Origin of the sequence: Microbacterium pasadenense, assembly GCF_047246565.1 — a bacterium.
Classification (GTDB): domain Bacteria; phylum Actinomycetota; class Actinomycetes; order Actinomycetales; family Microbacteriaceae; genus Microbacterium.
The window spans coordinates 969,672-992,982 of record NZ_JBFOKN010000001.1; the positions used below are offsets into that span (position 1 = coordinate 969,672).

Sequence of the window (23,311 nt, forward strand, 5' to 3'; positions counted from 1 at the left end):
TGTGTCCCGATCCCCGGTCAGAGGTCCAGCGGCCAGGCCGGGTGCAGCTGCACGACACCGCTCACGGCCATCGGATGCCGTGACGCGAGCTCGATGGCGTCGTCGATCGTCTCGCACTCGAGGACGTCGAAGCCCTCGATGCGATCGAAGGCTCGGGCCGCGGGGCCGTCCGAGACGGTGATCTCGCCGTCCCGCTGACGGATCGTCTTCGCCTCGGCGGCGGGCCGGAGCCGGTCGCCCACCGACGCGCGGCCGGAGCCGTAGGCCTCGTCGGCCCACTGCTCGATCGGAAACGGCGCCACCTCGTCGGGGTCGGCGGCGGAGTCGCTGAGAACCAGCATCAGAATGCGCATCGTCGTCCTTTCGTGGGGAGCGACGCTACCAGCGTCAGCCGGCGCTGGTCGGCTCGTCGGTGGTCGGCGCGGTGCCGGTCATCATCGCGCGGATGCGCTCGACGGGCAGTTTGGGGGTGCGGTCGGCGCGGACGAGGCCGTTCGTCTCCTGGAGGGTGTCGGTCAGCTGCGTGTAGCAGAAGCCCGCGAGGACCTCGCTGCCGCGCACCGCCGCCATGAGGCCGCCGAGCCGCTCGTCGAAGTCCGCCGCGGAGGTCGCGGCGGAGTAGCCCCAGGCATCCTCCGCGGCGTCCGTGTCGTACGAGATGCCGCCGAACTCGGTCAGCATGATCGGCGCGTCCGTGACATCGCCGCTCAGCACGAGGAGGCGGCCGGCGGGGCCGACGCCGTCGATCATCCGCTGCACGTCGGCGCGGGTGCGGTACCGCTCGCGGACGACGCCGGGTCGCCACTCGTAGTCGTGGATCGCGACGATGTCGGTGTCGACCTGCTCCCAGCCGTCGTTGGAGACGACCGGCCGGGTCGGGTCGAGGGCCTTCGTGAGCGACACGAGCGAGCGGGCGAAGTGCTGCATACGGGGATCGGATGCCACATGCTGCACGCCCCAGCTCTCGTTGAGCGGCACCCACGTCACGATCGACGGATGCGAGAAGTCGCGCCGCACCACTTCGAGCCACTCGCGGGTCGTCCGCTCGATCGCCGCGGGGGAGAAGGTGAACGTCGCGGGCGCCTCGCCCCAGACGAGCAGGCCGAGCCGGTCCGCCGCGAACAGGAACCGGGGGTCCTCGAACTTCTGGTGCACGCGGGCCGCGTTGAACCCGAGCTCCTTGATGAGCGCGGCTTCGTCGGCCAGCGCCGTCGCGGAGGGTGCCGCCAGGTGCGAGTCCGGCCAGTACCCCTGGTTCAGGACGGACCGCACGTAGTACGGCCGGTCGTTGAGGAAGAAGCGACCGCGCGCGACGTGCGCGGTGCGGATGCCGAGGTACGAGTGCACCCGGTCGTCGCCGACCCGCACGTCGGCGTCCACGAGACGGGGATGCTCCGGCGACCACAGCAGCTCTTCGTACGCCTGTCCGTTCGCGAGCTCCGGGATCGGCACCACGAGGGTCGACTCGTCGTCGGTGATGGTGGTCCGCACGGCGCCGAGGGCGCGCCCGTGCAAGCTGAGCCGGATGTCCACCTCGATGTCCTGCCGGGGGACGGCGGACAGCTCGAGGTGTGCGGTGGCGGTGCCGCCACGGGGATCGGTGGTCCACCGGAGCGCCGTGACGTGGACGGGCGGAACGGACTCGAGCCAGACCGGCTGCCAAATGCCGCTGGTCCGGTGATACCAGATGACGTGGGGGTGCTCCCGCCAGTCCTGCTTGCCGCGCGGCTGCGCGATGTCGTGCGGGTCGTCCTCGACCCGCACGACGACGAGATGCTCGTCGCCGTCCGCGAGGGCGTCGGTCACGTCGAGGCTGAACGGCGTGTGACCGCCCTCGTGCGCGCCGACCTGCTGGCCGTCGAGCCAGACGCGGCACCGGTAGTCGACCGCCCCGAAGTGGAGGAGCAGCCGCCGGCCGTCGGCATGCCCGGCCTGGGCGAGGGAGGCCGCGTCGATCGTGCGCGAGTACCAGGACACCCGATGCGGCGCCGTGTCGCCCACGCCCGAGGCGGCGGACTCGGGCGGGAAGGGCACCGTGATCTGCCGGCCGGTCACGCCCGAGGCGGTCCAGTCGGCGGCCATGCCGGCGTTCGCGTCGTCGTGGGCGAACGACCAGGTCCCGCACAGATCGGCCCATGCCTCCCGGAGGAGCTGCGGGCGGGGGTAGGTGCCGTCCTGCGAGCTCGCGCGCACAGGCATCCGGTCGTCGTCGATCATGGCGTCCAGCATGCCGCAATCTTCCAGCGCTGTAAACCGGACGCGACCGACGGGGCGCTGCGACCCGGCCTCGTCACCCGTGCGGCGAGGGCGCGCTCTCCCGCACGACGATGCGATGCGGCGCGACTTCGTGCCGACCGGCGCCGTCGTAGCCGTTGATGCGCTCCAGGAGCAGGGTCATCGCGCGCGAGAAGAGCGCGTCGAGGTCCGGGCTCACCGTCGTCAGGCTCGGGAAGGTGACGGCGCTCATGCGGGTGTCGTCCCATCCTGTGACGGCGACGTCCTCCGGCACGCGGATGCCGCGCTCCTGCAGGGCGCGGAGCGTGCCGATGGCGGCGAGGTCGTCGCGGCAGACGATCGCGTCGACCTCCCAGCCGCCGGCCAGCGCCGCGCGCACCGCTCCGGCGGTGTCGACGGCGGCGATCGACGGCGTGGCGACGAGCATGCCCGGGTCGACGGGCAGGTCAGCGGCGGCGAGCGCCTCCTGGTAGCCGAGGAGGCGCTGCCGGGAGGTGTCGCTCAGCGCGGTCGCCTCGTGCCCGACGAAGCCGATGCGCCGGCGGCCGAGGCGGATGAGGTGCTCGGTGATCTCGCGCGCCGCGCGGACGTTGTCGATCATCACGCGGTCCATCGTCAGCGGCGCGGGCGTCTCGCCGAGCAGCACGATGGGGATCAGCGACCGGTGGCGTGCGATCTCCGCGGAGGACATCCTCGAGGGCTGGAACAGCATCCCGTCGATGAGGCCGGCCTCGGAGCTGGCGATCAGGGCCCGTTCGCCCTCGATGGTCGCATCCGTCTCCTCCAGCATGACGCGGTAGTCGAAGTCCTGCGCCCGCTGCGAGGCCACATGGGCGAGCTCGGCGAAGTAGGGGATCGCGACGTCGGCGAAGCCCAGCGCGATGAACCCGGTGCGGCCCGTCGCGAGCCGGCGCGCCGTCATGTTGGGCCGGTACCCCAGCTCGTCGATGGCGCGCTGCACGCGCTCGCGCATCTGCGGCGAGACGTGGGCGTAGTCGCGCACCACGTTGGACACCGTCTTCATCGAGACGCCGGCGCGCTCGGCGACGTCCTGCAGCCGGGGTCCTCGCATGACGTGCTCCTCTCGAGGCTCCGCCCAGATTACCGGTAGCGGCAGCGGCACCCGTTGACAGTGTATTTCTAGCGCTGTACATTCGACAGACCTCGATCACAGCACACGCTCTGCGTTCTGAGCGGACGGACTCAAAGGAGAGCAATTCCATGACTTCGCGATTCTCACGAGGGGTGGGCATCGGCATCGCCGGAGCACTCGCACTCGCGCTGACCGCCTGCGGCGGGTCGGATTCCGGCCCCGGTGGCGTCTCGGGCGAGGACTACGAGGGCCCCGCCGTCGACATCACCTTCTGGCACGGCTGGACCGGTGGCGCGGCGCCGACGATCGTCCCCAAGCTGATCGACCAGTTCAACGCCGAGCACGAGAACATCACGGTCAAGAACGTCCCGCAGGAGTGGGCCGACATCGCCTCGAAGATGCCGCTGGCCATCAGGGCCGGCAAGGGGCCCGACGTGGCGGTCCTGCACGGCGACGACCTCGCCACCTACGCGGCGCAGAACCTGCTGCAGCCCGCCGACGAGATCATCCAGGGCCTCGGCTACAGCGCGGACGACTTCCCGCCCGGTGTGTTCGAGATGGGCGACTTCCGCGACGCGCAGTACGCCGTGCCGTGGAGCGTGACGCCGCTCGGGCTGTTCGCCAACAAGGAGGTCATGGCCGAGGCCGACCTCACCGAGATCCCGACCGACCGCGACGGCTACCTGGAGGCGCTGGAAGCGCTCAAGCAGGCCGGCGTGGAGGGCGAGTGGGTCGACGGCTACGTCTTCACCGGCACGTTCGAGTTCCAGAGCCTCGTCTGGCAGTTCGGCGGCGAGCTGTACGACGAGGACGTCCAGGAGGCGACCTTCAACTCCGAGGCCGGCGTGAACGCGCTGACGTGGATGACGGACCTCGTCGACAAGGGCTACAGTCCCGCGAACGTCGCGCAGGACGGAAACATCAAGGCGCTGCTCGCGGGCGACACCGCGTTCAACTGGAACGGCGTGTGGCAGACGACGAACACCGCGTTCGGCGACCTCGACTGGGAGGCGGCGCCCGTTCCGCAGATCGGCGATCAGAAGGCGGTGTGGTCGAGCTCGACGCACTGGGTCTTCCCGGCGAACAAGGGCCAGGACGCCGACAAGACCGCGGCGGCCGCGACGTTCGTCAAGTGGATGAACGACAACTCGCTCGGCTGGGCCGAGACCGGGGAGCTCCCCGCCGCCAACACCGTGCGGGAGGACCCCGAGCTCCTGTCGACCTACCCGAGCCTCGAGCCCTTCATGGCGCAGCTCGAGTACGCCCACTACGAGACGGTCTCGCCGGGGATCAACGAGGCCAACGCCCTCATCACGACCGCGATCAACGAGGCCCTGACCGGCAAGAAGACGCCGCAGGAGGCACTCGACGACGCGAAGGCGAAGGCGGACGCGGTCCTCGAGCAGAACCGTGAGAAGTATGGCGATTGATCTCGCCGCCAAGACGGCCGTCCCGACCCCGCGCTCCGGCGCGAGGTCGGGCGGCCGCTCGGGGCGCCGCCCCGCGGCGCGGCGCCGCAACCTGATCGGCTACCTCTTCCTGGCGCCGTTCCTCATCCTGTTCGTGACGTTCGTGATCGTCCCGGCGGTCTTCGGACTGTGGATCAGCCTCACCAACTGGAGCCCTTTCCGCGATTCGCAGGACTTCGTCGGGCTGAAGAACTACCTCGACCTCTTCACGGCCGGCTCGACGACCTCGGGCGACTTCTGGCAGGCGATGGGCGCCACCGGTCTCTTCGTCGTGCTGAGCGTCCCGTTCCTCGTGGTCCTGCCCCTGTTCATCGCGGTGCTGCTGAACCGGAAGCTCCGCGGCGCCACGGTCTTCCGGACAGTGTTCTTCGCCCCGTACGTCCTGGGCGTCGCCATCGTCGGCGTCATCTGGAACTATGTGTTCGACACGCAGTCCGGCATCCTGAACCATCTGCTCGGCCTGCTCGGGCTGCCCGACGACACCCCCTGGGTCGTGGACACGCCGTGGGTCTGGGTGTCGCTCGTGGGCGTCACGGTGTGGTGGACCGCCGGCCTGAACACGGTGATCTTCCTCGCCGGGCTCAAGGGCATCAACACGGATCTGTACGAGGCGGCGGCCCTCGACGGCGCGGGTGCGGCGCGGACCTTCTTCAGCGTCACCCTGCCGGGACTGCGTCCCGTGATGCTGTTCATCACGACGACGACCGTCCTCGCGTCGGCGAACATGTTCGGCCAGTCGTACCTGCTCACCAACGGCGGGCCGGGAAACGCCACCCGCACCGCGATCATGTACATCGCCGATCAAGGGCTCTCGCAGAACAACATGGCTCCGGCGTCGGCCATGAGCTACGTCCTGTTCGCGTTCCTCGCCATCATCAGCGTCATCAACTTCCGCCTGCAGCGGGAGCGCACCGAGAAGGTCATCAAATGACGGACACCGCACGCCGCCCGCGCACCGAACCGGACGCCCCGCGCACGTCGCGCGAGGCGAGTCCACGTCGGCCGCGCACGGCCCGCGCCGCCTCCCGGGTGACGCTCTACGCCGTCCTCGTCGCGCTCGCGCTCGTCGTCGTCTTCCCGCTCATCTGGATGGTGCTGACGTCGGTGAAGACGGATGCCGACGCGGTCCGGAACCCCTACGCGCTGCCCGATCCGGTCTCGTTCGAGGCCTACCAGACCCTGCTCACGAGCGGTCAGCAGCCGATCTTCCTGTGGCTGTGGAACAGCTTCGCCGCCGCGTCGCTGCAGACGGTGCTGATCCTCGCGACGGCCTCGATGGCCGCCTATGCGCTGGCCCGCCTCGAGTTCGCCGGTCGGAACGTCGTGTTCGGTCTCATCATCGCGACGCTGCTCGTCCCGCCGGTGGTGTTCCTGATCCCGAACTACCTGATCGTCGAGAACTTCGGCTGGCTCGACACGATCCTCGCGATCACGATCCCGGGGGCGGCGAGCGCGTTCGGGGTGTTCTTCCTGCGGCAGTTCTTCCTGGGCGTGCCGGTCGAGATCGAGGAAGCTGCGCGCATCGACGGTGCAGGCGAGTTCCGCATCTTCTTCCAGGTCGCCCTCCCGCTGGCCAAGCCCGCGCTCGCGACGCTGGCCGTGCTGTCGTTCCTCGGCAACTGGAACGATTTCCTCTGGCCGGTGTACGTGCTGCTCTCGCCCGAGAACATGACCCTGCAGCCGGGCCTAGCCATGCTGCAGGGCGCGTTCCGGACCCACTTCGGGATCGTGATGGCCGGCGCGGCGATCGCCTCGATCCCCGTCCTGATCCTCTTCGCGTTCGCGCAGCGGCAGATCGTTGACTCGGTCGCCGGGGCGGCGGTCAAGGGATGATCGGCCGGCGGCCGGCGGCCCTCGTCGTGACAGGTCTGGTGGCGCTCCTCGTCGGCGGCTGCGCCGCCGCCTCGGAGCCCGGCCCCGCCTCGACGCCGTCCCCGGCCCCCGATCCGGGTGCGTTCGTCCTCGACGAGGACTTCCCCGACCCGGACGTCATCGAAGCCGACGGCGGCTACGTCGCGTTCGCGACCGGGAGCCACGGGCTCAACATCCGCGTCGCCCGGTCCGACGACCTCGCCGCGTGGACGGTGGAGCGCCGGGACGCCCTGCCGGTGCTGCCGGCCTGGGCGTCGCCCGGCCGGACGTGGGCGCCGGAGGTCGCGGCATCCGACGACGGATACGTCATGTACGTGACGGCGCAGGACACCGCGTCGGGCAGGCAGTGCATCGGGGTGGCGGTGGCCGCATCGCTCGACGACGAATTCACGCCGCTCGGCGACGAGCCGCTCGTCTGTCCGGTGGATGCCGGCGGCGCGATCGACGCGGCGACCTTCGACGATGCCGACGGCACGCGGTACCTGCTGTGGAAGACGGACGGCAACTGCTGCGCGCAGGACACCTGGCTCGTGATGGCCCCGCTCACCGAGGCGGGCACCGGCCTCGCGGCGGACCCGGTGCAGCTGCTGAAGCAGGACCAGGACTGGGAGGGCGCGCTCATCGAGGCGCCCACCCTCGTGGAGCGGGACGGTCGCTATCACCTCTTCTACTCGGCGAACGACTACGGCAGCGACGCCTACGCCGTCGGGGTGGCGACCGCGACGGAGATCGCCGGGCCGTACGAGAAGCAGCCCGAGCCGGTGCTCTCCTCGCTGTCCGCGGACGGGGCGTTCCACGGCCCGGGCGGTCAGGATGTGGTCCCGACCCCCGGCGGCGATGTCCTCGTCTTCCACGGCTGGGACGAGCAGTTCATCTATCGCGGCCTGCACACCCGGCCGGTGACGATCAGCCCGGACGGCGTGACCGTCGACTGACGCGGATGCCGTCGGCGCCGCCGGCGTCAGCCCGTTCCGGCGCCGCTCCGGCACGCCGGCCCGGGTGTCTCCCAGGGCGGCCGACTACTGTGGGGAGGTGACTGACAGCGATACTGCGGCCGAAACCGCAACCCCGGCCCTCCCGGGCTTCGACGAACTGGGCCTGACCGGCCCCGTTCTCGCCGCGATCAAAGATCTCGGCTATGAGACCCCCTCGGCTATCCAGGCCGCGACCATCCCCGTCCTCCTCGGCGGCCGCGACGTCGTCGGCATGGCGCAGACGGGCACCGGCAAGACGGCCGCGTTCGCGCTGCCGATCATGGAGAACCTCGACCTGACGCAGAAGACGCCGCAGGCGCTCGTGCTGGCGCCGACCCGCGAGCTCGCGCTGCAGGTCTGCGAGGCGTTCGAGTCCTATGCCGCGCGCATGAAGAACGTCCACGTCCTGCCCGTCTACGGCGGCCAGGGATACGGCGTGCAGCTGTCGGCCCTCCGCCGCGGCGTCCACATCGTCGTCGGCACGCCCGGCCGCATCATGGACCACCTCGAGAAGGGCACCCTCGACCTCTCGCAGCTCAAGAACCTCGTGCTCGACGAGGCCGATGAGATGCTCAAGATGGGCTTCGCCGAGGACGTCGAGCAGATCCTCGCCCAGACGCCCGCCGAGAAGCAGGTCGCCCTGTTCTCGGCCACGATGCCGGCGTCGATCCGCCGTCTCGCGCAGCAGTACCTGCGCGACCCGGAAGAGATCACCGTCAAGACGAAGACCTCGACGAACACGAACATCACCCAGCGCTATCTGATCGTCTCCTACCAGCAGAAGGTCGACGCCCTCACGCGCATCCTGGAGGTCGAAGACTTCGACGGGATGATCATCTTCGTCCGCACGAAGAACGAGACCGAGACGCTCGCCGAGAAGCTGCGCGCTCGCGGGTTCTCCGCGGCGCCGATCAACGGCGACATCCCGCAGCCGCAGCGCGAGCGCAGCATCTCGCAGCTGAAGGACGGCAAGCTCGACATCCTCGTCGCGACGGACGTCGCCGCCCGCGGCCTCGACGTGGAGCGCATCAGCCACGTCGTGAACTTCGACATCCCCACCGACACCGAGTCGTACGTGCACCGCATCGGCCGCACCGGCCGTGCCGGCCGCACCGGCGACGCGATCAGCTTCGTCACGCCGCGGGAGCGCTACCTGCTCGCCCACATCGAGCGGGCCACGCGCCAGCAGCCGACGCAGATGCACCTGCCGACGACCGAGGACATCAACTCGACCCGGCTCACCCGCTTCGACGACGCCATCACGGCGGCGCTCGCCGAGAGCGAGCGGATCACGGCGTTCCGCGACGTCATCGCGCACTACGTCCGAAACCACGACGTCCCCGAGCAGGATGTCGCCGCGGCTCTCGCCGTCGTCGCCCAGGGGGAGACGCCGCTGCTGCTCGACCCCGAGACCGATCAGCTCGCCAAGGCGCTCGCCGCCGATGCGCAGCGCGGAACGCGGAGCGACAAGGGCGGCCGCAGCGACCGCACCGACGGTGGCTCCCGTGAGCGTCGCAGCCGCGGGGACTTCACGACGTACCGGATCGACGTGGGGCGACGCCACCGCGTCGAGCCCCGTCAGATCGTGGGCGCGCTCGCGAACGAGGGCGGCCTGGGCCGTGACGACTTCGGCGCGATCACCATCCGCCCCGACTTCTCGCTCGTGGAGCTCCCGATCAGCATGGATGCCGGTGTCCTCGACCGGCTGCGCTCCACGCGCATCTCGGGTCAGCTGATCAACATCGCGCCCGACCGGGGCCGTCCCGGCCAGCGCGGCGGCGATCGCCCGCAGCGGTCGTTCGACGACCGTCCCGCGCGGAAGCCCCGGCACAAGGACTGAGCGCACGCAGACGGGGCGGAAGCTGGATTCAGCATCCGCCCCCTCTGTCGTCCCCGGCCGGCTCAGCCGAACTGGTTCATCGTGTTCTGCGCACCGCCGGCCTTCAGTGCGGCGTCGCCGGCGAAGTACTCCTTGTGGTTGTCGCCGATGTCGCTGCCCGCCATGTTCTGGTGCTTCACGGTGGCGATGCCCTCCCGGATCTCGCGGCGCTGCACGCCTCTCACGTAGGCGAGCATGCCCTCGTCGCCGAAGTAGCCCTTCGCGAGGTCATCGGTCGACAGGGCGGCGGTGTGGTAGGTCGGCAGCGTGATGAGGTGGTGGAAGATGCCGGCGCGCGCCGAGCCGTCGTGCTGGAACGTGCGGATCCGCTCGTCCGCCAGCCGGGCGAGATCGGTGTCGTCGTAGGCGACGTCCATCAGGTCGCCGCGGTCGTACGCCGACACGTCGGCTCCCTGCTCGACGAGCGCGTCGTACGCCTGCTGGCGGAAGCTCCGCGTCCAGTTGAACGACGGACTGTTGTTGTAGACGAGCTTCGCATCCGGGATCTCCTCGCGGATGGCGTCGACCATGCGCGCGATCTGCTCGATGGAGGGCGTCTCCGTCTCGATCCAGAGGAGGTCGGCGCCGCTTCGCAGCGACGTGATGCCGTCGAGGACGACCCGCTCCTCGCCGGTGCCGGCACGGAACCGGTACAGGTTGCTGGCCAGGCGCTTCGGGCGCAGCAGGCTGCCATCCCGCTTGATGACGACGTCGCCGTTTCCGAGGTCGGCGTCCGAGATCTCCTCCACGTCGAGGAACGAGTTGTACCGGTCGCCGAGGTCGCCCGGCTCGTGCGTGACCGCGAGCTTCTGCGTGAGGCCGGCGCCCAGCGAGTCGGTGCGGGCGACGATGATGCCGTTGTCGATGCCGAGCTCGAGGAAGGCGTACCGCACCGCGGTGAGCTTCGCGATGAAGTCCTCGTGCGGGACCGTGACCTTGCCGTCCTGGTGGCCGCACTGCTTCTCGTCCGACACCTGGTTCTCGATCTGGATGGCGCAGGCGCCCGCCTCGATCATCTTCTTGGCGAGCAGGTACGTCGCCTCGGGGTTGCCGAACCCGGCGTCGATGTCGGCGATGATCGGCACGACGTGGGTCTCGAAGCTGTCGATCTGCGACTGGACGAACTCGACCGCCGTGTCGTCGCCGGCGGCTCGCGCGCGGTCGAGCTGGGTGAAGAGCAGGTCGAGCCCACGGGCATCCGCCTGGCGCAGGAACGTGTAGAGCTCGGCGATGAGGGCGGGCACCGCCGTCTTCTCGTGCATGGACTGGTCGGGGAGCGGACCGAACTCCGAGCGGAGCGCGGCGACCATCCAGCCCGACAGGTACAGGTAGCGCTTGCTCGTGCTCTTCAGGTGCTTCTTGATCGAGATCAGCTTCTGCTGGCCGATGAAGCCGTGCCACACGCCGAGCGACTGGGTGTAGACGGACGAGTCGGCGTCGTACTCGGCCATGTCGCGCCGCATGATGTCGGCGGTGTACTGCGCGATCTCCAGTCCCGTGCGGAACCGGTTCTGCGCCCGCATCCGTGCGACGGACTCGGGGTCGATGGCGCCCCACGCGGGACCGTGCCGCTGCGTGAGGGCCTGGATGGCGTCGATGTCGTTCGAGTAGGCGGTCATGGTCGTTCCTCCGTGTCGCGGCGGGCGGGGTCAGTCGGCATCGGTCAGGTAGGCGGCGTAGGCGCCCAGGGTCAGGAACGCCGGGAACTCCGCCCCGAGGGCGACGTCACGGAACACGGCGGCGGCATCGTCGAAGCGGTCGCCGTCGCGGCGCTCCACCTCGGCCAGCACCTGCGCGATCAGCCCTTCGACGTACTCGCGGGTGATCGGCGTGCCGTCCTCGGTGGTGCGGTCCTGGTGGATCCACTGCCACACCTGCGAGCGGCTGATCTCCGCGGTCGCGGCATCCTCCATGAGGTTGTCGATCGCCACCGCCCCGAGGCCGCGCAGCCACGCCTCGAGGTACCGGATCCCCACGGACACGTTGCCGTGGACGCCGTCCGCGGTGATCGGCAGGCCGATGTGGCAGTCGATGAGGTCGGACGGATGCACCTCGACGTCGTCCCGCAGCCGGTCGACCTGGTTCGGCCGGTCGCCGAGCACGGCGTCGAACTCTGCCTGCGCGACGGGGATCAGGTCGGGGTGGGCGACCCACGTGCCGTCGAACCCGTCGCCCGCCTCCCGCTTCTTGTCCGCGGCGACCTTCTCGAACGCCTGCCGCGTCACGTCGGGGTCGCGCCGGTTCGGGATGAAGGCGCTCATCCCGCCGATCGCGTAGGCGCCGCGCCGGTGGCAGGTCTGCACGAGCAGCTCGGTGTACGCCCGCATGAACGGGACGGTCATGGTCACCTGGCTGCGGTCGGGGAGGACGAAGCGCGCGCCACGGCCCCGGTAGTTCTTGATCATCGAGAAGATGTAGTCCCAGCGGCCGGCGTTCAGACCCGCGACGTGATCACGCAGCTCGAAGAGGATCTCGTCCATCTCGAACGCGGCGGGAAGGGTCTCGATGAGGACGGTCGCGCGGATGGTGCCGTGCGGGATGCCGATGTACTGCTCGCTGTACGTGAAGACGTCGTCCCACAGCTTCGCTTCCTCGGCGGACTCGATCTTCGGGAGGTAGAAGTAGGGGCCGCGGCCGTTCCGGATCAGCTGCGCCGCGTTGTGGAAGACGTACAGGCCGTAGTCCACGAGCGAGCCGGATGCCGCGAGGGTGCGGCCGTGGCGGTCGGTGACCTCGATGTGCTTCTCCATCAGATGCCAGCCGCGGGGACGCATGACGATCGTCGGCGTCCGCTCCGCCGTGACGCGGTACTCCCTGCCGTCCGGACTCGTGTGCGTCAGCTGCCCGCGGATCGCGTCGAACAGCGAGAGCTGCCCCTCGATGACGTTCCGCCAGGTCGGACTGGTGGCATCCTCCTGGTCGGCGAGCCAGACCTTCGCGCCGGAGTTGAGCGCGTTGACGGTCATCTTCGGGTCGGTGGGTCCGGTGATCTCGACGCGCCGGTCCTCGAGGCCGGGGCCGGCTCCGGCGACGCGCCACTCGGTGTCGTCGCGGATGTGCGCGGTGTCGCTCCGGAACGTCGGGTCCTGCCCGTTGCCGATCTCGAACCGGCGGCGCATCCGGGCGGCGAGACGATCGTGACGGCGGCCGCCGAACCGCGCGTGGAGCTGTGCGACGAAGTCGAGGGCGTCGGGCGTCAGGATCGCCTCGTACCGGTGGCCCATCCGGCCGCGGACGACGAGCGCCGGTGCGGCGGGGGCCTGGAGGGGGGTGTTGACGGGCGCGATGCCCGTGACGGTGAGGGTCATGGCCGACTCCTTCGCGGTGAGGTCGACGCCGGGGCGCCGATTCGGTTTCGTGACACTCACTCTGTGTGAAGATCGACCGCCGGACGCAGCTTCCGCAGGAGAAGATTGCGCCTTCTTCTGCTCCTGTGACACACTCCCCGACATGACGATCATCGAAGATGCGCCGATCGACGGCGAGGCCGCCGACGCCCTCACGATCGGGCGACGGGTCCGGCAGCTCCGGCTCGCCCGCGGGATGACGCTGGACGACCTGGCATCCGCCGTCTCCCGTGCGCCGAGTCAGCTGTCGATGATCGAGACCGGCAAACGCGAGCCGAAGCTGACTCTGCTGCAGGCGATCGCCCGAGCCCTCGGCACGACGATCGACGCGCTGCTCGAGGCGGAGCCCCTGGACGAGCGCGCCACCCTCGAGATCGCCCTCGAGCGGGCGATGAAGGGCTCGACCTTCCAGACGCTCGGGATCGCTCCCTTCCGCATCGGCAAGTCGGTGCCCGACGAGGTGCTCCGGACGCTGCTGCGGCTGCAGGGCGAAGTGGACCGCCTGAACGACGAGCGCTCCGCGACGCCCGAGGAGGCCCGTCGCGCCAACGTCGAGCTGCGCCATCTCATGCGGCGGCAGGACAACTACTTCCCCGAGCTCGAGGAACACGCCCAGCGGATCCTGGCGGCCGTGGACCACCCCGGCGGGCCGCTCACGCAGCGGACCGCCTCGGACATCGCCGCCCACCTCGGGTTCTCGCTCCACTACGTGAGCGACCTCCCGCCGTCCACCCGGAGCGTCGCCGACATCCGGCACGGCCGGCTGTACCTGTCGAGCACCGTGCCGCACCGCGGCGACTCGCGCACCCCGGTGCTGCAGGCGCTCGCCAGCCGCATCCTCGGTCACGCCGAGCCGCACTCCTATGCGCAGTTCCTGCGCCAGCGCGTCGAGACGAACTACCTCGTCGGCGCGCTGATGATCCCCGAGGCGCAGGCGGCGGCGGCGCTGCAGGAGGCGAAGTCCCGTCGCGCGATCTCGATCGAGGACCTCCGCGACGCGTACTCGGTGTCGTACGAGACCGCCGCGCACCGGTTCACCAACCTGGCGACGCGGCACCTCGGCATCCCGGTGCACTTCCTCAAGGTGCACGAGTCCGGCACGATCACGAAGGCGTACGAGAACGACGACGTGAACTTCCCCGCCGACCGGTTCGGCTCGATCGAGGGACAGCTGTGCTGCCGCAGGTGGACGAGCCGGGTGGTCTTCGACATCCCCGACAAGTTCAACCCGTACTACCAGTACACCGACACCGGCAACGGGACGTACTGGTGCACCGCGCGGGTGGAGGCCTCGAGCGAAGGCGCGCACTCCGTCAGCGTGGGCGTGCGCTTCGACGACACGAAATGGTTCATCGGGCGCGAGACGACGAACCGCGGCGTCTCCCGGCACGCCGTCGAGGTGTGCTGCCGGCGACCGCCCGAGGACCTCGAGACGCAGTGGCGCGACCAGGCGTGGCCGAACGTCCGGACGCCTCGCACCCTGCTGGCGACGCTGCCGACGGGCGCGTTCCCCGGTGTCGACACGACGGATCTGTACGAGTTCCTCGAGGCGCACGCGCCGGAGGGGTGACGGATCCGGTCAGGCCACCCGGACGATCGCGAGGTCGACGCGCTCGCTGGCGCGGCGGTCCAGGATCTCGACGCGGTCCGGGCGCAGCACGTCGCCCGCCGAGAATCTGACGTCCGTCGAGACGAGCACGCGGTTGACGCCGTTCACGAGCAGGAGCGGCACGCCGAGGGCGCGCAGCGGGGGAGTGAGGCGTCGCTCGATCGTGTCGATGAGCACGTCGAGCCCTGCGACGCCGACGAAGGCGCCGTCGATGCGCACCGGCCACGCGGCGGTCATCGTGTACTCGTCGCTGCAGAGGTAGTCGACGTAGGGGCCCGCCACATGCGGTCGCCCCGTCGTCATGGGGATGCGGAACCAGTCGAGCTCGCGGTAGTCGATGCCCTGCTTGACGGACTCCGCCGGGAAGACGAGCTTGCGGCGCTCGGCGCCCTGCCACCACGCGAGGTGGCTCGCCGTGTCGGTGAGGAGATCGACGGTCGCGATGAACCCGGCGCCGTAGACCGGCTCGTCGGCGTGGTCCAGGACCGAGAAGGCGTGCGGTTCGACGAGCTCGTCGATGCGGGCGGCGGTCAGCCCCTCCGATCCCGCGGTGCGGATCGCCTCGGCGATGCGCTCGGCGTGCTGCTCGAGGCTCGGCAGGATCGCGTCGAAGTAGGCGGTCGCGGCGGCCGCGGCGGCGTCGACGGCGGCATCCGCGTCGAGGACGGCGTCCGAAGCGGATGCCGCGTTCGTCGTCGTCGTCATGGTGCTCCCGTCGGGTCGGGGTTCGGGCGGACGGCGCAGGGCCGTGCTCGCATCGTACACACCCGGCGGACGGGGGATCAGGCGGTGTCGAGCTGCCGGCGGAGCGCGTCGAGGGCATCCACCGCGGCGGCGACGAAGCGGTCGGTCGCGGCGGCGGCCGCATCCTCGTCCCCCGAGTCGACGGCGTCCAGGATGGCGCGGAAGCCGGTCGACTGCCGGTGCCGCGATGCGGCATCGGTGTCGAGGAGGCGCATCAGGGGCGAGAACTCCGCCTGGAGGCGCATCTGGTCGCGGGTGAGGCGCGCGGACTGGCTGAGCGCCACGACCTCGAGCTGAAGGTCGTCCATCGTCTGCCGCCAGAGCGGCAGGTCGCGCTCCGGGGCGGCGTCGTCGAGGAGCGTCTCGAGGCGCCCGAGCCTGCTGCGCACGGCGTCGATCTCACCGGCCGCCGCCCGGCGTGCGGCGAGGCGCACCGCCGCGACGGTGAGCGCGCCGTAGTGCACGCCGAGGTCCCGGAGCGTCAGCCGCGACGAGGCGATCAGCCATTCCCGTGCGAAGGCGAGCGGATCGGCGGTCTCCGAGACGAAGCTGCCGCCGTTGCGTCCGCGGCGGGTGACGACGAGTCCCCGGCTGCGCAGGCTCGTCAGCGCTTCCCGCACGGTGGTGGGGGCGACCCCCATGGTCTTGGCGAGGTCCGCCTCGGACGGCAGCCGGTCGCCGGCACGGAGGTGGCCGCCCATGATCGCCTCGGCCAGCCGGCGCTCGACCAGCTCGGCGCGACCGGCCTCGCCGATCGGCGTGAACATCGATCCCTGCAGCCGGTGCGGGCGCCGCGCGGGAGCCGGGGAGGTCGAGGTCACCTCGTCATCCTTTCACCCGGACCCCGGGAAACGGCCCGATGCCGGATCGTTGCGGAAACACGCTTGAAATATAACCTCTGCTTTCATATGTTTACTCGTGCCTGGCACAGAGTCGTCCCAAGGAGTTTTCTGAATGCCTTCTTCCGTCATCACCGACACCGCCGCCCTGACGACGAGCGAGCGCGGTGACGTGCACCTGTCCGGGGTCTCGAAGAGGTTCGGCGAGACGACCGCCGTGCAGGGCCTCGACCTCGAGGTCGCGCAGGGCGAGTTCGTGTCGATGCTCGGTCCCTCCGGGTCGGGGAAGACCACGGTGCTGCGGATGATCGCCGGCTTCGAGGACGTCACGAGCGGAACCGTGCGCATCGGCGGCGACGACGTCACGTCCCTTCCCGCGCACCGCCGGCCGGTGAACACCGTGTTCCAGGATTACGCGCTGTTCCCGCACATGACGATCGCGGAGAACGTCGCCTACGGCCTCAGGGTGCGCGGCGCGAGCGCGGCGGACCGGAACGACGCCGTCGCCACCGCGCTCCGCCAGGTCCGTCTCGAGCAGCACGCCGCCCGGCTGCCGCACCAGCTCTCCGGCGGACAGCGGCAGCGCATCGCCCTCGCCCGCGCGCTCATCCTGCGTCCCCGCGTCCTGCTCCTGGACGAGCCGCTCGGCGCGCTCGACAAGCAGCTGCGCGAAGAGATGCAGATCGAGCTGAAGCTCATCCAGCGCGACGTGGGGATCACCTTCATCTTCGTGACCCACGACCAGGAGGAGGCGCTCACCCTGAGCGACCGGGTCGCCGTGTTCAACGACGGCCGCATCGAGCAGATCGGCACGGCGCGCGAGGTGTACGAGTACCCGAAGACCGAGTTCGTCGCCCGCTTCCTGGGGCTGTCGAACATCATCCCCGCCGACGTCGCTCACCGCCTGACCGGGACGGCGCAGATGATGAGCGTCCGCCCCGAACGGGTGCGCCTGGTCACCGGCGCCGAGACGCCTCGCGATGGCGACCTCGTCCTCGAGGGGACCGTCGCCGAGGTCGTCTACACCGGGCCGACGACCCGCTTCGTGATCGACAGCACCGACGGCATCCGCCTGCTCGCCGAGAACCAGAACTCGCACCACCCTGCGGCCGATGTCAGCGTCGCGCGCGGGGACCGTGTCCGCGTCGCGTGGGCGTCCGACCACGCCGCCCGGATCCCCGACTCCCACTGACGCACCACCACACCGAGAAATCCCGAGAAGTCCCACGAGAAGGAGCAATCCATGAAAGGCAAGATCTCTGTCGCCGCGGCCGGCCTGGCCGTCGCGGCGCTCGCCCTGAGCGGCTGTGCCGGCACCGATGAGCCGGGCGCCGACGGCGGCCTCAGCATCGACGTCCCCGACGTCCCGATGCAGGAGGAGCTCGGCGACCTCGAGGGCCAGGTCGACATCATCGCCTGGTCCGGCTTCGTTGAGCCGGCCTGGGCCGACCAGTTCACGGAGGACACCGGCTGCGTGGTCAATCGTCGCGTCGCCGGCACCAGCGACGAGATGGTCCAGCTCATGCGCACGGGCGACTACGACCTGGTCTCGGCTTCGGGCGACGCGAGCCTCCGCCTCATCGCGGGCGGCGACGTCGCCCCGATCAACCTGGACCTCGTGCCCAACTTCGGCGACGACATCGTCGAGGGCATGAAGGGCCAGATCTACGACACGATCAACGGCAAGAGCTACGGCATCCCGATCGGCCGCGGTGCCAACATCCTGCAGTACAACAGCGACGTCGTGACCGAGGAGCCCACCAGCTGGGACGTCGCATGGGAGTCCGACAGCCCCTATGCCGGCAAGATCATCGGCTATGACGCCCCCATCTACATCGCCGACGCAGCGGTGTACCTGATGGCGCACGAGCCCGACCTCGGGATCACCAACCCGTACGCCCTCGACGAGGAGCAGCTGGCCGCGGCGATCGACCTGCTGAAGGCGCAGAACGACATCGTGTCGGAGTACTGGGCCGACCCGGCCGCGCAGATCACCTCGTTCGTCGGCGGCAACACCGTCGTCGGCACGTCGTGGGAGGTCCTGCGCAAGCTGACGGAGGACGACAAGTTCAAGAGCGTCCTGCCCGAGGAGGGCTCCACCGGCTGGTCGGATGCCTGGCTGCTCGCCGCCGAGGCGGACAGCCCCAACTGCGCCTACAAGTGGATGGACTACACCAGCTCGCCCGAGGTCAACGGCGCGATCGCGATGAACTTCGGCATGGCCCCCGCCAACGCCGCCTTCTGCGAGACGAGCGAGGAGGCGCAGGCGCACTGCGACTACTTCAACGCCACCGATGAGGAGTACTTCGAGAAGGTGTGGTTCTGGACCACTCCGATCGAGCAGTGCATCGACGGTCGCACCGATGTGACGTGCACCAACTTCCAGCAGTGGACGGACGCCTGGCTGACGGTCAAGGGCTGATCTCCCCCGCGGAGTGACGCTCCGGCGCGGACACCGCCCGGAGCGTCACCCCTCGCCCCTCCCCGGGTCTCCGGATCGAACGACTCTCCCCGAAGGGAACGCACGTGAAGCGTCGCACCCAGCTGGCGGGCCTGCTCGCCCTGCCGATGCTCTGGCTCGTCGGCATCTACATCTTCTCGCTGGTCATGCTGCTCATCACGGCGTTCTGGACCACCGACCCCTTCACCTCGAAGGTCGAGCCCGGGTTCACCCTCGCCAACTTCCAGCAGCTGGTGACGAACCCGGCGTACTCCTCCATCGCGGTCCGCACCCTCCTGATCGCGCTCGCCGTCACGGCGCTGAGCATCCTCGTCTCGGTTCCCCTCGGCATCTTCATGGCGAAGATCGCGAAGCCGTGGCTCCGCGCCGTCCTGGCCGTCGCGATCACCCTCCCGCTGTGGGCCGGCTACCTCGTGAAGATCCTCGCGATGCGCGTCACCTTCACGCAGGACGGCTTCTTCAACTCGGTCTTCGCGCCGTTCGGCATCTCGGGACCGGGGTTCAGTCAGACCACCGTCATCCTGACCCTCACCTACCTCTGGCTGCCGTACATGGCCGTGCCGGTGTACACGGCGATCCGGCAGCTGCCCCCGAACCTGTTCGATGCCGCCGCCGACCTCGGCGCCGGCGCGTGGCGCACCATCCGCACCGTGGTGCTGCCGCTCATCAGACCCGCGATCATCGCGGGATCGGTGTTCACGTTCTCGCTCAGCCTGGGCGATTACATCGCCGCGAAGTTCGTCGGCGGCTCCACCCAGATGATCGGCAGCGTCATCGCGTCCAACATCAACCTCAATCCGCCGATTGCCGCCGCCTTCGCGGTCGTCCCGATCGCCTTCGTCGTCATCTACCTCTTGAGCGTGCAGCGCACCGGCGCGCTCGAGCGGATGTAGGAGGAACCGTGCTCCGCCTCTCCCGGCCCGCGAAGGTCGTCCTCGGACTCATCGTCGCCGTCGTCCTGCTGTTCATGTACGTGCCGCTGGCGCTCGTCGTGCTCAACTCCTTCAACCAGGCCCGTATCGCGAGCTGGCCGATCACGGGCTTCTCCCTGGAGTGGTGGGGGAAGGCGCTCACGAGCGAGCCGCTCCGCGCCGCGCTGTGGAACTCGGTCGTCGTGGGCCTCGGCGCCACGGCGGCGGCCCTCGTCCTCGGCACGCTCGTCGCCTTCGCGCTGCAGCGCTTCGCGTTCTTCGGCAAGCAGTCCGTGAACCTGCTGGTGGTCCTCCCGATCGCCCTCCCGGGTGTCGTCACCGGCGTCGCGCTCAACAACACCTACAACCAGATCCTCGAGCCCATCGGCATCCAGGTGGGGTACGCGGGGATGATCATCGCCCACGCGACCTTCTGCATCGTCATGGTGTTCAACAACGTGTTCGCCCGGCTGCGGCGGATGAGTCCCAACGTGGAGGAGGCGTCGCGCGATCTCGGCGCCACGCCGCTGCAGACGTTCCGGCTCGTCACGTTCCCGCAGTTCCGGTCGGCGTTCGTCGCCGGCGGCATCCTGGCCTTCGCGCTCTCGTTCGACGAGGTCGTCGTCACGATCTTCACGGCTCCGGCCGGCGTCGACACCCTGCCGCTGTGGATGATGAATCAGATGGCGCGGCCCAACGAGGCCAGCATGGTCAACGTCGTCGCGACCGTCGTGATCCTGTTCTCGTTGCTGCCGGTCTGGGCGTCGCAGCGCCTCAGCCGCGAGGTCGACGAGCGCTGACGCGGGCGCCGTGCAGCGCCGCCCCGTCATCCGGGGGCGACGTGCAGCGCCGCCCGTCATCCGGGGGCGACGTGCAGCGCCGCCCCGTCATCCGGGGGCGACGTGCAGCGCCGCCCACAGCTCGGCCCGCACGGCGAACGACGTGAGGTCGCGGCCGAGCAGCCGCTCCGCGGCCGCGAGCCGGGCGCGGACGGTGTGGCGGTGAACGCCGAGGGCGGCCGCCGTCGCCTCGTGCGAGCCGTCGGCCTCGAGCCACGCCCGCACCGTCTCGGTGAGGCGGGTCCCCTGCCCCGCATCCGCCGCGGTGAGCGGATCGAGGAGCGTCCGGGCCAGCGCACGGCCCTCGTGCGTGTCGAGGGCCGACAGGATGCCGGTGTCGCCCACGTCCGCGAACCCCGACATCCCGCGGCCGCCGCGGTCCCGGGCCACGCGCGCCTGGTCCACGGCCGCGTCGAACCCGTCGTAGTCGGCGGGGGAGGAGACCCCCAGGTCGACGTCGAAGCGCTCCGGGATCTCGGCGAGGTCGTCGGCGTGGGACGCCGGGACGACGATGACGAGCCCGTCGTCGGCGCGCCCGTAGAACAGCGACCCGTGCCGCTCGTCGGCGCGCAGCTCCAGGAGCTCGAGCAGGGGTTCGGAGCGGGATGCCGCGGCATCCGTCAGCGCGACGACGACGGGCGCCGCCGGCAGGGGCCCCCAGACGTCGCGCGAGATGCGCCGCGCGAGCGCCGGATTGCCGCTGCGGAGGGACTGGACCATGCCGGCGCGCAGTGCGCCCCGGGCGCGGCTGAGGCGCTGGTGCTGCTCGAGGGCGAGCCCGGACATCGCGATCACCGAGGTCACGACGTCGCGCCCCTCGCGGTCGAGGTCGCCCGCGGCGATCGCCACGACACCGCGCAGCTGGCCACCGCGGCCGAGCGTCTGCAGCGTGAACGCGTGCGACCGGGACCGCAGCGACGATCCGGCGCGTGCGCCGCGCCGGAGGACGGCGCCGACCTCCTCGCGGAGCACCCCGGCGGTCGCCGCGTCGAGCGCCCCCGCGGGATGCTCCTGGACGAGCTCGCCGGCGGCGTCGTACATCCCCACCCACGTGTCGAGCTGGCGGGCGAGCTCGCCGATCGTCGCGCGCAGACCGTCGGGGCGGAGCGCCGCGAGCGAGATCGCGCGCTGCGCCGACAGCGCCCAGCTCCGCCGCGCGTACGCCTGCGCCGCGATCGTCGCGGCGTTCGCGCGCGCCACGGCGATGAACGGCGTGCTGTAGGGCACCTCGAACAGGGGCAGCCGCGCGGCGCGGCAGGCGGTCGCCAGGTGGACGGGGATCCCGGCGCGCGCCACCTCGGTTCCGAAGCCGAGACCCGTCACGCCCCGGTCGACGAGGCGCCGCACGTACTCCGCGAAGACGTCGGCCGGCGCGCGCAGACCGAACTGGGTGCCCGTGGTCAGGAGCACGAGATCCTCGGCGAGGAACGGCGTCGGGTCCGCGAGGTCGGAGCTGTGGACCCAGCGCGTCGGGCGATCCAGCGCGTCCGGGGCGAGGTCCGCCTCATCGGAGGCGAGTCGCAGGTCGAGCTCGCGGCGCGCGAGGAGGGCGCGCAGGGTGGGCTCGGCGTCCGAATACGTCATGGCACCGCCTCCCCGGGTATACATCGCGTACACCACCGAGGTCAGGATATACACCTCGGCGAGTGGCCCTGGCGCGCCAACGGCCCTACGCTCGCGGCATGAGCACGACTGCGACCTCGACCATGCCCCTCGGCGGCCCCACCCTTCCCCAGCAGCGGATCCTGGCCACGGCGATCCCGGGTCCCCGCTCCCAGGAGATCCTCGACCGCAAGGCCGCCGCCGTCGCCGCCGGCGTCGGGCACACCGTGCCGATCGCCGCCGTCGCCGCGGGCGGAGGCGTCGTCGTCGACGCCGACGGCAACTCGCTCATCGACCTCGGCTCGGGCATCGCGGTCACGACCGTCGGCGTCGCCCACCCCGGCGTGGTCGAGGCGATCGCCGCGCAGGCGGCGCAGCTCACCCACACCTGCTTCATGATCTCGCCGTACGAGTCGTACATCGCCGTCGCCGAGACGCTGAACCGGCTGACCCCCGGCGACCACGAGAAGAAGAGCGCCCTCTTCAACTCCGGTGCCGAGGCCGTCGAGAACGCGATCAAGATCGCCCGCAAGCACACCGGCAAGCAGGCGGTCGTCGCCTTCGACCACGCGTACCACGGCCGCACGAACCTCACGATGGCGCTCACCGCGAAGTCGATGCCCTACAAGAGCGGCTTCGGGCCGTTCGCGTCCGAGGTCTACCGCGTCGCCGCCTCGTACCCCTTCCGCGACGGCCTGAGCGGACCGGATGCCGCGGCCAAGGCGATCTCGTCGATCGAGAAGCAGATCGGTGCCGACAACCTCGCCGCCGTCATCATCGAGCCGATCCAGGGCGAGGGCGGCTTCATCGTCCCCGCCGAGGGCTTCCTGCCCGCGGTGACGGCATGGTGCCGCGAGAACGGCGTCGTCTTCATCGCCGACGAGGTGCAGTCCGGCTTCGCCCGGACCGGCGCGATGTTCGCCAGCGAGCTGTTCGGCATCGTCCCCGACCTCGTCACGACCGCGAAGGGGATCGCCGGCGGGATGCCGCTGGCCGCCGTCACCGGCCGCGCCGACATCATGGACTCCGCCCACACCGGCGGCCTCGGCGGCACCTACGGCGGCAACCCCGTCGCCTGCGCCGCGGCGCTCGCCGCGATGGACGCCTTCGAGAACGACGGACTCATCGAGCGCGCGCAGCAGATCGAGGGCATCCTCCGCGAGCGCCTCCGCGCGATGGCGTCGGCGGATCCCCGGATCGGCGACATCCGCGGTCACGGCGCGATGATCGCCGCCGAGTTCGTCGACCCCGCCACCGGCGCTCCCGACGGTGCGCTCACCGCCGCCGTCGCGAAGGCCTGCATCGCCGAGGGCGTCATCGTGCTCACCTGCGGCACGTACGGCAACGTGATCCGGTTCCTGCCGCCGCTGTCGATCGACGACGCCCTGCTGAACGAGGGCCTCGACGTCGTGGCATCCGTTCTCGCATCGCACTGAC

19 protein-coding genes are annotated in these 23,311 nt (G+C 70.4%); 11 read left to right on the forward strand and 8 right to left on the reverse strand.

Annotation, left to right across the window (positions count from 1 at the left end; genetic code table 11):
* Positions 1-17 precede the first annotated feature (17 nt).
* From AB3M83_RS04650 to AB3M83_RS04660, 3 genes are all read right to left on the reverse strand, one after another.
* A complete protein-coding gene (locus AB3M83_RS04650; protein WP_412945510.1) occupies positions 18-353 on the reverse strand; it encodes a YciI family protein in 336 nt (111 codons plus the stop codon).
* A 34-nt stretch (positions 354-387) separates the two neighbouring features.
* Positions 388-2,229, reverse strand: a complete 1,842-nt coding sequence (locus AB3M83_RS04655; RefSeq protein WP_412945512.1) for a glycoside hydrolase family 2 protein — start codon at positions 2,227-2,229, stop codon at positions 388-390.
* Between the two features lie 61 nt (positions 2,230-2,290).
* The gene (locus tag AB3M83_RS04660; protein ID WP_412945978.1) at positions 2,291-3,259 is read right to left on the reverse strand and encodes a LacI family DNA-binding transcriptional regulator; all 969 of its coding nucleotides are present in this window, start codon (positions 3,257-3,259) and stop codon (positions 2,291-2,293) included.
* 197 nt (positions 3,260-3,456) lie between these two features.
* Here AB3M83_RS04660 and AB3M83_RS04665 point away from each other — a divergent pair, with 197 nt between their 5' ends.
* The 5 genes from AB3M83_RS04665 (at position 3,457) to AB3M83_RS04685 (ending at position 9,483) form a co-directional block, all read left to right on the forward strand.
* Positions 3,457-4,758, forward strand: a complete 1,302-nt coding sequence (locus AB3M83_RS04665; RefSeq protein ID WP_412945514.1) for an ABC transporter substrate-binding protein — start codon at positions 3,457-3,459, stop codon at positions 4,756-4,758.
* The gene (locus AB3M83_RS04670; RefSeq protein WP_412945516.1) at positions 4,748-5,728 is read left to right on the forward strand and encodes a carbohydrate ABC transporter permease; all 981 of its coding nucleotides are present in this window, start codon (positions 4,748-4,750) and stop codon (positions 5,726-5,728) included. Before AB3M83_RS04665 ends, AB3M83_RS04670 begins: the two co-directional genes overlap by 11 nt.
* A complete protein-coding gene (locus AB3M83_RS04675) occupies positions 5,725-6,630 on the forward strand; it encodes a carbohydrate ABC transporter permease (protein WP_412945518.1) in 906 nt (301 codons plus the stop codon). Before AB3M83_RS04670 ends, AB3M83_RS04675 begins: the two co-directional genes overlap by 4 nt.
* A complete protein-coding gene (locus AB3M83_RS04680) occupies positions 6,627-7,604 on the forward strand; it encodes a glycoside hydrolase family 43 protein (RefSeq protein ID WP_412945520.1) in 978 nt (325 codons plus the stop codon). The genes AB3M83_RS04675 and AB3M83_RS04680 overlap by 4 nt, the downstream gene beginning before the upstream one ends.
* Positions 7,605-7,701: 97 nt before the next feature.
* Entirely contained in the window at positions 7,702-9,483 is a 1,782-nt protein-coding gene (locus AB3M83_RS04685) for a DEAD/DEAH box helicase (protein WP_412945522.1), read from the forward strand.
* A gap of 62 nt (positions 9,484-9,545) precedes the next feature.
* Here AB3M83_RS04685 and AB3M83_RS04690 read toward each other — a convergent pair whose 3' ends face one another.
* Positions 9,546-11,141, reverse strand: a complete 1,596-nt coding sequence (locus tag AB3M83_RS04690; RefSeq protein WP_412945524.1) for an isocitrate lyase — start codon at positions 11,139-11,141, stop codon at positions 9,546-9,548.
* Positions 11,142-11,171: 30 nt separating this feature from the next.
* Positions 11,172-12,830, reverse strand: coding sequence for a malate synthase A (aceB, locus tag AB3M83_RS04695; RefSeq protein WP_412945526.1), 1,659 nt, complete (start codon positions 12,828-12,830; stop codon positions 11,172-11,174).
* A 142-nt stretch (positions 12,831-12,972) separates the two neighbouring features.
* On the opposite strand from aceB, the gene AB3M83_RS04700 reads away from it, so the two are divergent.
* The gene (locus tag AB3M83_RS04700) at positions 12,973-14,439 is read left to right on the forward strand and encodes a helix-turn-helix domain-containing protein (protein WP_412945528.1); all 1,467 of its coding nucleotides are present in this window, start codon (positions 12,973-12,975) and stop codon (positions 14,437-14,439) included.
* Between the two features lie 9 nt (positions 14,440-14,448).
* On the opposite strand, the gene AB3M83_RS04705 is transcribed toward AB3M83_RS04700, so the two are convergent.
* A complete protein-coding gene (locus AB3M83_RS04705) occupies positions 14,449-15,183 on the reverse strand; it encodes a cache domain-containing protein (RefSeq protein ID WP_412945530.1) in 735 nt (244 codons plus the stop codon).
* Between the two features lie 77 nt (positions 15,184-15,260).
* Positions 15,261-16,043 carry a FadR/GntR family transcriptional regulator gene (locus AB3M83_RS04710; protein WP_412945531.1) on the reverse strand — a complete coding sequence of 261 codons (783 nt, stop codon included), beginning with the start codon at positions 16,041-16,043 and terminating at the stop codon, positions 15,261-15,263.
* Between the two features lie 133 nt (positions 16,044-16,176).
* Here AB3M83_RS04710 and AB3M83_RS04715 point away from each other — a divergent pair, with 133 nt between their 5' ends.
* The 4 genes from AB3M83_RS04715 (at position 16,177) to AB3M83_RS04730 (ending at position 20,233) form a co-directional block, all read left to right on the forward strand.
* Complete coding sequence (locus tag AB3M83_RS04715) at positions 16,177-17,253, forward strand: ABC transporter ATP-binding protein (RefSeq protein ID WP_412945533.1); 1,077 nt, start codon at positions 16,177-16,179, stop codon at positions 17,251-17,253.
* Positions 17,254-17,304: 51 nt separating this feature from the next.
* The gene (locus AB3M83_RS04720) at positions 17,305-18,483 is read left to right on the forward strand and encodes an ABC transporter substrate-binding protein (protein ID WP_412945535.1); all 1,179 of its coding nucleotides are present in this window, start codon (positions 17,305-17,307) and stop codon (positions 18,481-18,483) included.
* A 104-nt stretch (positions 18,484-18,587) separates the two neighbouring features.
* Complete coding sequence (locus AB3M83_RS04725) at positions 18,588-19,415, forward strand: ABC transporter permease (protein ID WP_412945537.1); 828 nt, start codon at positions 18,588-18,590, stop codon at positions 19,413-19,415.
* Positions 19,416-19,423: 8 nt separating this feature from the next.
* A complete protein-coding gene (locus AB3M83_RS04730) occupies positions 19,424-20,233 on the forward strand; it encodes an ABC transporter permease (RefSeq protein ID WP_412945539.1) in 810 nt (269 codons plus the stop codon).
* Between the two features lie 87 nt (positions 20,234-20,320).
* Here the strand turns inward: AB3M83_RS04730 and AB3M83_RS04735 are convergent, their stop codons facing one another.
* Positions 20,321-21,856 (reverse strand): PucR family transcriptional regulator, encoded by a 1,536-nt coding sequence (locus AB3M83_RS04735; protein ID WP_412945541.1) that lies wholly within the window; start codon positions 21,854-21,856, stop codon positions 20,321-20,323.
* Positions 21,857-21,954: 98 nt separating this feature from the next.
* Between AB3M83_RS04735 and gabT the strand changes: the two genes are divergently transcribed.
* Complete coding sequence (gene gabT / locus AB3M83_RS04740) at positions 21,955-23,310, forward strand: 4-aminobutyrate--2-oxoglutarate transaminase (protein WP_412945543.1); 1,356 nt, start codon at positions 21,955-21,957, stop codon at positions 23,308-23,310.
* Position 23,311: the final 1 nt, after the last annotated feature.

Excerpts from the sequence above, each read along its gene's own strand:
- AB3M83_RS04650 (WP_412945510.1), bottom strand. The coding sequence starts at position 353 with ATGCGCATTCTGATGCTGGTTCTCAGCGACTCCGCCGCCGACCCCGAC.
- AB3M83_RS04655 (WP_412945512.1), bottom strand. The coding sequence starts at position 2,229 with ATGCTGGACGCCATGATCGACGACGACCGGATGCCTGTGCGCGCGAGC.
- AB3M83_RS04660 (WP_412945978.1), bottom strand. The coding sequence starts at position 3,259 with ATGAAGACGGTGTCCAACGTGGTGCGCGACTACGCCCACGTCTCGCCG.
- AB3M83_RS04665 (WP_412945514.1), top strand. The coding sequence starts at position 3,457 with ATGACTTCGCGATTCTCACGAGGGGTGGGCATCGGCATCGCCGGAGCA.
- AB3M83_RS04670 (WP_412945516.1), top strand. The coding sequence starts at position 4,748 with ATGGCGATTGATCTCGCCGCCAAGACGGCCGTCCCGACCCCGCGCTCC.
- AB3M83_RS04675 (WP_412945518.1), top strand. The coding sequence starts at position 5,725 with ATGACGGACACCGCACGCCGCCCGCGCACCGAACCGGACGCCCCGCGC.
- AB3M83_RS04680 (WP_412945520.1), top strand. The coding sequence starts at position 6,627 with ATGATCGGCCGGCGGCCGGCGGCCCTCGTCGTGACAGGTCTGGTGGCG.
- AB3M83_RS04690 (WP_412945524.1), bottom strand. The coding sequence starts at position 11,141 with ATGACCGCCTACTCGAACGACATCGACGCCATCCAGGCCCTCACGCAG.
- aceB (WP_412945526.1), bottom strand. The coding sequence starts at position 12,830 with ATGACCCTCACCGTCACGGGCATCGCGCCCGTCAACACCCCCCTCCAG.
- AB3M83_RS04700 (WP_412945528.1), top strand. The coding sequence starts at position 12,973 with ATGACGATCATCGAAGATGCGCCGATCGACGGCGAGGCCGCCGACGCC.
- AB3M83_RS04705 (WP_412945530.1), bottom strand. The coding sequence starts at position 15,183 with ATGACGACGACGACGAACGCGGCATCCGCTTCGGACGCCGTCCTCGAC.
- AB3M83_RS04715 (WP_412945533.1), top strand. The coding sequence starts at position 16,177 with ATGCCTTCTTCCGTCATCACCGACACCGCCGCCCTGACGACGAGCGAG.
- AB3M83_RS04720 (WP_412945535.1), top strand. The coding sequence starts at position 17,305 with ATGAAAGGCAAGATCTCTGTCGCCGCGGCCGGCCTGGCCGTCGCGGCG.
- AB3M83_RS04735 (WP_412945541.1), bottom strand. The coding sequence starts at position 21,856 with ATGACGTATTCGGACGCCGAGCCCACCCTGCGCGCCCTCCTCGCGCGC.
- gabT (WP_412945543.1), top strand. The coding sequence starts at position 21,955 with ATGAGCACGACTGCGACCTCGACCATGCCCCTCGGCGGCCCCACCCTT.